The following is an 11,502-nucleotide window of genomic DNA, read 5'->3' on the forward strand; positions in this document are numbered from 1 at the left end:
AATCGCTAATAAATATGTAAAAAACACATTTTGTTGATAGATTGAATCTCGCTATGCTGTCAGCCGTGATAATAGAAATGACTAGCTGTACGCCATGTATTTATATACTGATTTCGATCAGCAACTGATTAATGAACGTGTTGCACAGTTCCGCGACCAAACGGAACGTTATTTAGCAGGCAAATTGACCGAAGATGAATATCGTCCATTACGTCTGCAAAATGGTTTGTATGTACAACGCTATGCGCCAATGTTGCGTATTGCTGTGCCTTACGGTCTGATGAATTCTAAGCAATTGCGCAAAGTGGCGCAACTTGCCAAAGACTATGACCGTGGCTATGCGCACGTATCAACACGTCAAAATATTCAGTTTAACTGGCCTGCACTGGAAAATGTGCCTGATATGCTGGCAGAGCTTGCAACCGTGCAAATGCATGCCATTCAGACCTCGGGTAACTGTATTCGTAATACCACCACAGACCAGTATGCAGGTGTTGTGGCGGGCGAAATTGCCGATCCACGTCCAACTTGTGAATTAATTCGTCAGTGGTCGACTTTCCATCCTGAATTTGCCTTCTTACCACGTAAGTTTAAAATTGCTGTGTCTGCACTCGAAGAAATTGATCGTGCTGCAACTGCATTTCATGACATTGGCGTCTATATTGTTAAAAATGAAGCAGGCGAAATTGGCTATAAAATTAAAGTTGGTGGTGGCTTAGGTCGTACTCCAATTATTGGTAGCTTTATTCGTGAGTTCTTACCACGTGAGGATTTGATTGCTTACTTAGAAGCCATTTTACGTGTCTATAACTTGCATGGTCGTCGCGACAATAAATATAAAGCACGTATTAAAATTTTGGTAAAGGCCCTAACTCCAGCAGTATTTGCAGAAAAAGTTGAAGCTGAATTTGCACATACCGTGAAAACCTTAAAAATTGATGCTGAAACTTTGAAAAAAATGGATGAAAACTTCACGCCATTTGCTTATCAAAACTATGCCGATGAAGATTTTAGTGAGCTGTTTGCACAGTATCCAAAATTCAAACAATGGTTCAACATCAACACCAATGCGCACAAAGTTCAAGGCTACCGTATTGTCACTATTTCATTGAAACGTGCAGGTGTTGCACCAGGTGACATGACAACCGAAGAAATGAATCTAATTGCAGATTTAGCAGATCAATATACCTTTGGTGAATTGCGTACCACGCATGAACAAAATATTGCCTTGGTAGATGTGCCACAAAAAGACTTATTTGCATTGTGGCAAGTCCTAGATGCTAACAACTTGGCGCGCGCACATATTGGCTTTATTACCGATATTATTTGCTGTCCGGGGGGGGATTTCTGTTCACTTGCCAACGCTAAATCTATTCCTATTTCAGAAGCTATTTCACGCCGTTTTGATGATTTGGATACCATTTATAATCTTGGCAAACTGGATTTGAATATTTCAGGTTGTATGAATGCTTGTGGTCATCACCACGTTGGTAATATCGGGATTTTAGGTGTCGATAAAAAAGGCGCCGAATTTTACCAAATCACTTTAGGTGGTCATGCAGACCATGATGCTTCAATTGGTGATATTTTAGGGCCATCTTTTGCTGCCGAAGTGATTCCTGATGTCGTGGAAGAAATTTTAAATACCTACTTAGATTTGCGTAGTGAAGGTGAAAACTTCATCGACACTTATCGTCGTGTCGGCATTCAACCATTTAAGGAGCGCGCTTATGCTTAATACTGCACTCCCTGTGCTCGCGAAAGATGGCACGATTGCAGACAATACTTATCAAGTGATTGCTGAAGATGCAGCATTACCGCAAGGTGATGTGGTGCTTAGCGTTGAACAGCTTGATCTGTTGGCACAAATTTCAGGTAAAAAAGCCTTGTATTTAACGGTTGATGCTTCGCCTGAAAACCATGAATTTCCATTGGCAGAACTCGATGCGATTTTTATTGAATTCGCAGGTTTTAACGATGGTCGAGGTTATTCTTTTGCGGCATTGTTACGCCGTCAAGGCTTTCAGGGCGAACTTCGCGCAGTCGGTGATGTATTTAAAGATGTCTTGAACTATATGAAGCGTGCAGGTTTCGATACTTTCGTGATTAAAGAAGGTAAAGACGTGCAAGAAGCTGCGGCAGGTTTGGTGGATTTTACCCACCCTTATCAAGCGTCTACTGCAGTGCCAAAACCAAATTATCAAACTGGTGCGTAATATATTGATGATGGATTTCATCTAAATATAGATAGATTTCATTGAAATATAGCGGTTCATACATTTACAAACAGCCTGCCATGCGCAGGCTTTTTGTTTGCCTTAAAGTGATCAAAGGGTTTGTTTTATCTCACTTCTTAATGATTTAATTTGCGGCAAAGTTCTGTAGTATAAGCACACTGACGAAGCATCGTAGCCCTATATAGACTTTATTTTTACAGTATCAAAAAACAATCAACACGATAATTGGATGTGATTATCCTCTGATTTATTTTTCAATTTTTTCAATGAAGTGATTTGTCTTTATGCAAAATTCTATCCGTATTGGTATTGCTGGTTATGGCAACTTAGGTCGTGGCGTTGAAACGGCAATTCAGAAAAACCCAGATTTGCAATTGGTGGGTGTTTTTACCCGCCGTGCGCCTGAAAGCGTTTCACCATGTTTTGCTGAAACAGCAGTTTTTCACATAGATTCGTTGTCAGATTTTCAAGACAAAATTGACGTACTGATTTTATGTGGTGGTTCAAAAGACGACTTGCCACAACAAGGCCCTGTATTAGCCAGCCAATTTAATATTGTCGATAGTTTCGATACGCATGCACGTATTCCTGAATATTATGCATCTGTAGATGCACCAGCGACTGCGAACAAGAAAACTGCACTCATCTCAATTGGTTGGGATCCAGGCATGTTCTCTATCAATCGTTTATTTGGTGAAGCCTTATTACCCGATGGCGAAACTTATACATTTTGGGGTAAAGGTTTAAGTCAGGGACACTCAGATGCCATTCGTCGTGTAGAGGGTGTAAAAGCAGGTGTGCAATATACCATTCCATCTAATGATGCGATTGAGCAAGTACGTAGCGGTGCGCGCCCTCTATTAAGCACTAAAGACAAACATACTCGTGAATGTTATGTCGTACTTGCAGAAGGTGCCGATGCAGCTGCGGTAGAGCAAGCGATTGTGACCATGCCAGATTATTTCGCGGACTACAACACAACCGTAAATTTCATTGATGAAGCGACTTTAGCCAAAGATCACCAACGTATGCCACATGGCGGTTTTGTCATTCGTAGTGGCAATACTAGCGATGAACATAATCAAGTGCTTGAATTCTCTTTAAAATTAGACAGTAACCCTGAGTTTACCGCGAGTATTTTGGTGGCTTATGCACGTGCTTGTTATCGTTTAAACCAAATGCAGCAATATGGCGCAAAAACTGCTTACGATGTTGCGCCAGGTTTATTGTCAATGAAATCGCCTGAACAGTTGCGCGCTGAATTGCTCTAAACTTTTTCAAGCTACAAGCAAAAAGACGAATCAATGATTCGTCTTTTTGCTTTTTGAATAAAGAAGAGTTAGGGAATGACTTTATTTAATCTGCCTCAATCCCTCTTTACGAAATAGGGCTTGCAAGGCATTAAAGTAATTCAATCGCGACCGCGGTTGCTTCACCACCGCCAATACAGAGAGCGGCCACACCACGTTTGCCACCTTTACGTTTAAGCGCATGAATTAAAGTCAGGATAATACGTGAACCTGTAGAACCCACAGGATGTCCAAGCGCACATGCACCACCATTGATATTCACTTTTTCAGGATCAAGTTTAAACTCATCCATTGGGCACATGGTGACCATGGCAAAAGCTTCATTGATTTCCCATAAATCTACATCTGCAACTTGCCAACCCGCTTTATCTAATACTTTTTGAATTGCAGCAACAGGGGCGATAGTGAATTCTGATGGATGTTGTGAATTGGTGGCATAAGCCACAATTTTCGCCAATGGCTGTAAACCTTTGTTTGCTGCAATTTCTGCAGACGTCAGGACTAAAGCCGAAGCACCATCTGAAATTGAGCTGGCGTTGGCCGCGGTAATCGTACCATCTTTGGCAAAAGCAGGACGAAGAGTTGGAATTTTTTCAATATTGGCATTAAACGGTTGTTCGTCTTTATCGACAACCACGTCACCTTTACGCGTTGAAACATTTACAGGCACAATTTCATCGGCAAAATAGCCTTCATTTACGGCAGTTTGTGCGCGTTTGAGAGAGCGAATCGCAAAATCATCCATTTGTTCACGGGTATAGCCTTTACTATTAGCCATATCCTGCGCGAATGATCCCATTAAACGTCCTGTTTCTGCATCTTCTAAGCCATCTAAGAACATGTGATCTTTCATTTCACCGTGTCCCATGCGGTAACCTGCACGTGCTTTGGTCAAAATATAGGGTGCATTACTCATCGATTCCATCCCACCTGCCACAATGATAGAAGCGGAACCTGCTTTAATTGCATCGGCAGCTTGCATGACGGCTTTCATACCCGAACCACACAGTTTGTTGATGGTCACTGCGCCTGTTGAATCTGGCAAACCAGCTTGACGCATGGCTTGACGTGCAGGACCTTGTTTTAAGCCTGCAGGTAAAACACAACCCATAATGACTTCTTCGATATCTGTTGCTTGTACCCCCGCACGTTGAATGGCCGCTTGGATACTCGCCGCACCTAATTCTGGTGCAGTCACATTGGCTAAACTGCCCTGAAAACCACCCATAGCAGTACGAGCGCCATTCACAATCACGATATCCGTCATTTTATTCTCCCAGTTTTTTATATGTGGTTATGTCTAGATTGAATTCCAAGTAGGAATAGATCACTTCAGCAGTATAGGCAAAAAAAGAAGAGAATAAAGTGACAATGTAAAGATCGTTCAGACTGCTGAGTTAACATCCATTGATGTCTTCAGCTCGGGTTTGCCCCATTTTACTAAGCACCAGTCGTTTGCTCGCGACGTGAGTGGAACAGTAAAAGAAGCTACCATTAGAGCCGATCGGCAAACCTTGTTGAGCATTAAAAGTCACACTAGGAATGTTTAAAGTTCCACGCCAATCCAGGGTTCCGTATTTAAGTGCAGTTTTTTCTGTATAAAGAATGTATTCATTGTTGTCTATCTGACGATTTTTATTTCGATCCATAAAGATCAAAAAACCAGTATTCCAGTTTTGCTTGCTACATTGGCTAAAGTCATGTGTAGGACAAATCACCACATTGCTGTGATGAGTGAAGGCATGAGAACGTGCTATTTTCAGGCTGGACTGTAATGAATACTGAATTCGTTTGAGTTCTTGTTCTGCCATCAGCTGATGAAAATGGGGTAGCGCAATCATGACTAAAATCACACTAATTGCTAAGGTGACGATCAATTCAAACAGCGTGAAGCCGTTTTTTCTTATATTCGACATAAGTCTTTACCTGTTATTGTTATGTTTTTTTATGATTAATCTGAGTAATTTCTTGTTTTATAGCGCTTTATTTGTTGTATGATAATTACTAAACAACTTTCGCGAAAGCTGTTAGAATAAACCGCAAGAAAGATAGGCTATTCACAATAAAAAATTGAGTAGAAAGTTACCGAATTACAACGGAAATTGTAAGTAATTTTGTCAATAATTTACTTGATTAAAATTATCAAGCACTTGGAAAAATAAAAAAGTGTTTGTATGATTCAAAGTGACTAGCTTAAAAATAATACTGGGGTATAAAAAAGCCTATCTCAGGGTAGTCGAAAATTTAAGCTTGAGCTTGAACAACAATTGTTATCTCTGGAGGATAAATCCATGAAAATGAGTCGTATTGCATTAGCAATGCTCGTAGCTGCTCCTTTAGCTGCTGCAAACGCGGGCGTAACTGTTACCCCATTAATGCTTGGTTATACTTTTCAAGATACTGGTCATAATAACAGTACATTTGATAGCGACAATCGTCTATTATGGAGCGAAGGTGCGGAATCGCTTTCAATTCAAGATGATCTATTTGTTGGTGCTGCACTTGGTGTTGAATTAACTCCATGGTTAGGATTTGAAGTTGAATATAACCAAGTGAAAGGTGATGTTGACTACAAAGACGTTGGCGTAGCTGAAACTGCTGGCGAATATAAACAAACACAAATCAATGGTAACTTCTATGTTACCTCTGATTTGATCACGAAAAATTATGACAGCAAAATCAAACCCTATGTACTTTTAGGCGCTGGTCATTATAAATACGATTATTCAGGTGATGTGTCTGATCTTCCTGATGACGAAGGTACTTTAGGTAATGTAGGTTTAGGTGCTTTCTGGCGCTTAAACGATGCTTTGTCTCTACGTACAGAAGCGCGTGCTACACATAATTTTGACGAAAAATTCTGGAACTACACAGCTTTAGCTGGTCTTAACGTAGTTCTTGGCGGTCACTTGAAGCCAGCTGCTCCTGTAGTAGAAGTTGCTCCAGTTGAAACCGTTGCTCCAGTTCAACCTGCTCCACAAGAGTTGACTGAAGACTTGAACATGGAACTTCGTGTGTTCTTTGATACGAACAAATCAAACATCAAAGATCAGTACAAGCCAGAAATCGCTAAAGTTGCTGAGAAGTTAGTTGAATATCCAAACGCTACTGCTCGCATCGAAGGTCACACTGACAATACTGGTCCACGTGCATTGAACGAACGTTTATCTTTAGCTCGTGCGAACTCTGTTAAATCTTCACTTGTAAATGAATACAATGTAGATCCAGCTCGTTTGTCTACTCAAGGTTTCGCTTGGGATCAACCGATTGCTGACAACAACACTAAAGAAGGTCGTGCTATGAACCGTCGTGTATTCGCGACGATCACTGGCAGCCGTACAGTGACTGTTGAACAACAAGCTCAATAATTTGAGTTAAGTTGAAAAAAACGACTCTTCGGAGTCGTTTTTTTATGCTTATTTTTATGAAATATTGACTAAAGAGTGCCTGAAATGATTTACATTCAATACGTTTAAAAAATATTGTAAAAGTATGATTTTTAGAATAAAGAGTAAATAAGGTAGAGGCTGATGGTGCTTAATATTTCGGTCTGTTGACTCGTAAACTTAGTCGAATTTTTATACCAAGTTTATCGTTAATTCATTTAAAAACTCCAAAGCGTCGTCGCAGATCAAACTTTTAAAATATGGACTCGATGTCTATCAGTCGATCAAATCGTTGTTTAACGATTATAAAATCAACATTGAGCAGTTTGTGATGTGATCTCTCGCCGTATTATCAATAATGAAAGTGCTTTAAAAATAAAATTTGTCTTAAATTTACGCCATAAAAAAACAGCCAAATGTTGGCTGTTTTTAGAATCTTGGATTCTTATGAAGTGTAACAGAAGAAGATCTGCTTTAGTCATGATCAGGATGTAGTGGTTTCACATCCATCTCCTGATAGGCAATGAGCTTGGTTTTGTGTTTCCATTTATAGCCTAACCAAATGACCAAGAACAAAAGAATACCAATATAAGTCGATAAAACTGCGAGCCATTCACCTTCGAGAACTGCTTGGTAGTTCTGACCTAAGACCACAATCGCACATAGGATAAAGGCAAACCATGGCGCAAATGGAAAGAATTTGGCGCGGTAATCTAAATCTTCAAGTTTGTAGCCTTGTGCCAAATAGCCTTTACGGAAACGGTAATGTGATACAGCAATCCCGAGCCAAACGATAAAGCCACACATGCCTGACATATTCAGAAGCCAGTTAAATACTTGTTTTTCGCCAATAAATGTTGTTAAAAAACATAGTGCAGCGATTGCTGTTGTGGCATACAATGCATTCATTGGGACGCCACGAGCATCTAAGCGGGCAAAAGCTTTTGGTGCACTGCCTTTACGTGCCATATCAAATAGCATACGGGTCGATGAATACATACCCGAGTTACCAGCAGAAAGAATCGCAGTTAAAATTACTGCATTCATGACACTTGCGGCAAAGGCAAAGCCTGCCTGTTCATACAGTAAAGTAAACGGAGAGAGTGCAATGTTATCGGTGGCGGCTGCTTGAAGTAAACGTGGGTCATCATAGGCGATTAAAGTACCAATAATGAAAATACACACGATATAAAACAACAAAATACGCCAGAAGATTTGTTTAATTGCAATCGGAATTGTTTTCTTCGGATTTTTAGATTCACCCGCTGCAACCCCCACCATTTCAGTACCCTGAAATGAGAATCCTGCAATCATCGCCACACCAATTAAGGCAGATAATCCACCTACAAATGGCGCTTCTCCTTTGCTCCAATTGGCAAAAGTAGCAACATTAGGGTTGAGCATGATTTTGATAATCATAAAAATACCGATAATGATGAATGCCACAATCGCAAGGACTTTGACCAAAGAAAAGAAAAACTCAGATTCACCAAAACCTTTGACGGTTAAGGCATTAATTGCGAAAACAACCGCTAGAAATAAGGCACTCCAATAAAAGCCAGGAATATCGGGAAACCAGAATTTCATAATGAATTGTACAGCCACCAATTCAAATGCCACGGTAATGGCCCAGTTGTACCAATAGTTCCAGCCTAGCGCAAAACCAAAACCACCTTCGACATATTTACTGCCATAGGTAAAGAAAGCCCCAGACGTTGGATTGTGGGTGGCAAGTTCCCCTAGACTGGTCATCAAAAAATAAATCATGACGCCAATTAGGGCATACGCAAGCAAGGCGCCTCCAGGACCTGCGTTGGCAATGGTCGCACCTGAAGCAAGGAATAAACCTGTACCAATTGAGCCACCAATGGCGATCATGTTTAAATGACGCGCACCGAGCTTACGCTGCAGTTTTCTACTGTTGTGTGAGTCGCTCATCCTACTTCCTTTGTATTTTTCTGCGTGCTGGCAAACAGCACTTTAAAGCCTTGTTGATCTGCCTTGATTGTGCATTGACCGAAACTTTGTTCAATTAAGAGTGGATAATTCAAAAAGCGATTGGCCACAATCCAAAGTTCACCACCCGATTTCAGATGACGACGTGAGGTTTTACACAGATTTTCACTGGCATCGTAATGTGTTTGAATGCCTTGGTGGAACGGGGGATTACTCACTATGGCATGCAAAAATAGCGGTGCATCTTCAATGCCTGTCACGGCTTTAATTTCAAGTTGTTGTGGATTGAGCTGATTTTTTTCAAACGTCATTTGCGTTGACGCTAAAGCAAAGGCATCGACATCTAAAGCAAAAATACGATTTTCAGGGTTAAGTTTGGCTAAGTAAGCACTGATCACACCCGCGCCACAGCCAAAATCTGCAATTTTTCCAGCAGTCACCTGATTCAAATAAGGCAATAATACAGCCGTGCCAACATCCAAGTGTTTTTGGCTAAATACACCCGGCAAGGCACTAATTTGTAAATCACCTTTAGGTGTAGCAACTGTATAGTTTTTCGCCCAATCTGCTAAGGTTTTAGTTTGAACCTTGCAGTCTAAAATCAGCTGCCATAGTTGGCAGTGGCGGGCGCTATCTAGTTTGAGTGTTTTGCCATAAGGTTGTAATTGCTTTGCAGCCCGTTCAATTCCTGCTTTCTTTTCACCGACTAAAAATACGCTGCTGCCTTGTGGGAGTTGTGCGGCAATGGTGTGAATCAGGTAATTGAGCAGTTCCTTAGATTTCGGTACAAAAATAACAGCCTGATCAAATTCACCTGCAGGCAATTCTGCACCAAAATGCACTTGCGCCTGTTGATTTTGAAAGTATTGATAGTCGTTAAAATTCCATGTCCAAACAGAAGCTTGGATTGAGTCACCCAATTCTGCGAGGAGTTGATCGGTCGGGGCATTGATCAGTAGAACGCGACCAGACAAATAGTCGTATTGTCTGAGTAAAACTTCGCTTTGGGGGTTCATGGTTCTCTCTCCAATAGAAAAACACTGTCTAAGTTCAGCTCAGACAGTGTTTTTTGGACATGCAATTACTTTTTAGTTTCAGGAAGCACAATATTTAAAATGAGTGCTGCAATACCGCCTGTTGCAACGCCTGAACTGAAAATATTACGGAATAATTCAGGTAAGTGTTCCAGAATTTGTGGCACTTGTGCAACACCTAAACCTAAGCCCAATGAAATTGCAATAATCAGCAAGGCACGACGATCTAAAGCGACACCTGAAAGAATATTGATTCCCGAAGCGGCAACAGCACCAAACATCACCATCACAGCACCACCTAGTACGGCTTGAGGCACAGCCTGAATCACACCCGCGACTGCAGGAAGTAAACCTAAAATGATGAGCAGGGCAGCAATCCAGATACCGACATAACGGCTAGCAACACCTGTAAGTTGAATCACGCCATTGTTTTGGGCAAATACCGAACTTGGGAAAGTATTGAAAATACCTGCCAAGAATGAGTTGGCACCATTCACCAATACACCACCTTTGATGCGCTGCATCCATTGCGGGCCATCTACAGGTTGATTGGAAAGTTTGGATGTTGCGGTGATGTCACCAATTGCTTCCAGTGAAGTCACCAAATAAATAAAGGCCAAAGGAATGAATAAGCTCCAAGAGAAATCTAGTCCAAAATGCATAGGTGTAGGAACTTGTATCAGTGGCGCATCTTTCAGACCTGAAAAGTCTAAATGACCCATCATGCCTGCCATTGCATAACCAATCACCAAGGCAATTAAAATAGCAGAGCTTTTAATCCAGGTGATATTGATGCGGTTCAAAATAATAATAATTGCCAAGACGGTACACGACATAATCAGGTTGTCGGTATTGGCAAAGGTATTATTGCTCATGGCTTGGTAGCCACCGCCTATACTGATTAAACCTTCTTTAATTAAGGTCAAACCAATGAGAAGTACCACAATACCAGTGACCAATGGGGTAATCAGCTTTTTGACCCACGGCAAAATTTGGGACACGCCCATTTCAATAAATGAACCTGCAATGACCACGCCAAAAATTGCCGCCATGACTGACTCAACAGGTGTACCTGCTGCGACCATGGCAGAGCCGATCCCAATAATGGGGCCAATAAAGTTAAAACTGGTACCTTGCACAATGAGTAAGCCAGCACCAAAAGGGCCAACTTTTTTACATTGTAAAAAGGTCGCGATGCCTGAAATGACCAAAGACATCGACAAAATCATGTTGGTATCTTCTTTTGAAACACCCAAAGCCAAGCAAATTAAGAGACCAGGTGTAACAATCGGTACAATAATCGCCAATAAATGCTGGAATGCGGCTAAAAAAGCGATGAATGGTTTTGGACGGTCATTCAGACCATAGACCAGATCAAGTTGGTCTTTTGGGTGGGGAGATTGGTTAAAATCAGACATAAGTCGTAAAAAATTGCAAAAGTGGCGCTATTCTAATCGAGTTACACAGCTTTACAAAATCAAAAGCACGCTACTCATCAAAAAAAATTGTGTGTGTCAATAAAGTGTCACTATAAAACTTTAGTATTTTTCTGTATAATTTGCCCTCAAATTTATAGCGT

General features: G+C 41.0%; 9 protein-coding genes. 4 read left to right on the forward strand and 5 right to left on the reverse strand.

The window, feature by feature from the left end:
- The first annotated feature begins 94 nt into the window (after positions 1–94).
- The 3 genes from LZP46_RS03000 to LZP46_RS03010 all read left to right on the forward strand — a co-directional run bounded on the left by LZP46_RS03000 (position 95) and on the right by LZP46_RS03010 (position 3,508).
- Positions 95–1,738: a nitrite/sulfite reductase gene (locus LZP46_RS03000; protein ID WP_236094635.1), complete on the forward strand. Its 1,644-nt coding sequence runs from the start codon at positions 95–97 to the stop codon at positions 1,736–1,738.
- Positions 1,731–2,216, forward strand: a complete 486-nt coding sequence (locus tag LZP46_RS03005) for a DUF934 domain-containing protein (protein WP_236094636.1) — start codon at positions 1,731–1,733, stop codon at positions 2,214–2,216. Before LZP46_RS03000 ends, LZP46_RS03005 begins: the two co-directional genes overlap by 8 nt.
- 305 nt (positions 2,217–2,521) lie before the next feature.
- Positions 2,522–3,508, forward strand: a complete 987-nt coding sequence (locus LZP46_RS03010; protein ID WP_236094637.1) for a diaminopimelate dehydrogenase — start codon at positions 2,522–2,524, stop codon at positions 3,506–3,508.
- Positions 3,509–3,638: 130 nt separating this feature from the next.
- On the opposite strand, the gene LZP46_RS03015 is transcribed toward LZP46_RS03010, so the two are convergent.
- Together LZP46_RS03015 and LZP46_RS03020 are read right to left on the reverse strand one after the other, a co-directional pair.
- The gene (locus tag LZP46_RS03015; protein ID WP_236094638.1) at positions 3,639–4,814 is read right to left on the reverse strand and encodes a thiolase family protein; all 1,176 of its coding nucleotides are present in this window, start codon (positions 4,812–4,814) and stop codon (positions 3,639–3,641) included.
- Between the two features lie 130 nt (positions 4,815–4,944).
- Entirely contained in the window at positions 4,945–5,463 is a 519-nt protein-coding gene (locus LZP46_RS03020; RefSeq protein ID WP_236094639.1) for a GspH/FimT family pseudopilin, read from the reverse strand.
- Between the two features lie 375 nt (positions 5,464–5,838).
- On the opposite strand from LZP46_RS03020, the gene omp38 reads away from it, so the two are divergent.
- Positions 5,839–6,915 carry an outer membrane protein Omp38 gene (gene omp38 / locus LZP46_RS03025; RefSeq protein WP_104853087.1) on the forward strand — a complete coding sequence of 359 codons (1,077 nt, stop codon included), beginning with the start codon at positions 5,839–5,841 and terminating at the stop codon, positions 6,913–6,915.
- A gap of 492 nt (positions 6,916–7,407) precedes the next feature.
- Here omp38 and LZP46_RS03030 read toward each other — a convergent pair whose 3' ends face one another.
- The 3 genes from LZP46_RS03030 to LZP46_RS03040 all read right to left on the reverse strand — a co-directional run bounded on the left by LZP46_RS03030 (position 7,408) and on the right by LZP46_RS03040 (position 11,341).
- Positions 7,408–8,871, reverse strand: a complete 1,464-nt coding sequence (locus LZP46_RS03030) for an amino acid permease (protein ID WP_236094640.1) — start codon at positions 8,869–8,871, stop codon at positions 7,408–7,410.
- Positions 8,868–9,905, reverse strand: a complete 1,038-nt coding sequence (locus LZP46_RS03035; protein ID WP_236094641.1) for a methyltransferase — start codon at positions 9,903–9,905, stop codon at positions 8,868–8,870. The genes LZP46_RS03030 and LZP46_RS03035 overlap by 4 nt, the downstream gene beginning before the upstream one ends.
- A 65-nt stretch (positions 9,906–9,970) precedes the next feature.
- Positions 9,971–11,341, reverse strand: coding sequence for a uracil-xanthine permease family protein (locus LZP46_RS03040; protein WP_236094642.1), 1,371 nt, complete (start codon positions 11,339–11,341; stop codon positions 9,971–9,973).
- Between the last annotated feature and the right edge of the window lie 161 nt (positions 11,342–11,502).

Origin of the sequence: Acinetobacter sp. SCLZS86 (genome assembly GCF_021560715.1) — a bacterium.
Classification (GTDB): Bacteria; Pseudomonadota; Gammaproteobacteria; order Pseudomonadales; family Moraxellaceae; genus Acinetobacter; species Acinetobacter towneri_A.

Coding starts and splice junctions, on each gene's coding strand:
- LZP46_RS03000 (WP_236094635.1), top strand. CDS start 95: ATGTATTTATATACTGATTTCGATCAGCAACTGATTAATGAACGTGTT.
- LZP46_RS03005 (WP_236094636.1), top strand. CDS start 1,731: ATGCTTAATACTGCACTCCCTGTGCTCGCGAAAGATGGCACGATTGCA.
- LZP46_RS03010 (WP_236094637.1), top strand. CDS start 2,522: ATGCAAAATTCTATCCGTATTGGTATTGCTGGTTATGGCAACTTAGGT.
- LZP46_RS03015 (WP_236094638.1), bottom strand. CDS start 4,814: ATGACGGATATCGTGATTGTGAATGGCGCTCGTACTGCTATGGGTGGT.
- LZP46_RS03020 (WP_236094639.1), bottom strand. CDS start 5,463: ATGTCGAATATAAGAAAAAACGGCTTCACGCTGTTTGAATTGATCGTC.
- omp38 (WP_104853087.1), top strand. CDS start 5,839: ATGAAAATGAGTCGTATTGCATTAGCAATGCTCGTAGCTGCTCCTTTA.
- LZP46_RS03030 (WP_236094640.1), bottom strand. CDS start 8,871: ATGAGCGACTCACACAACAGTAGAAAACTGCAGCGTAAGCTCGGTGCG.
- LZP46_RS03035 (WP_236094641.1), bottom strand. CDS start 9,905: ATGAACCCCCAAAGCGAAGTTTTACTCAGACAATACGACTATTTGTCT.
- LZP46_RS03040 (WP_236094642.1), bottom strand. CDS start 11,341: ATGTCTGATTTTAACCAATCTCCCCACCCAAAAGACCAACTTGATCTG.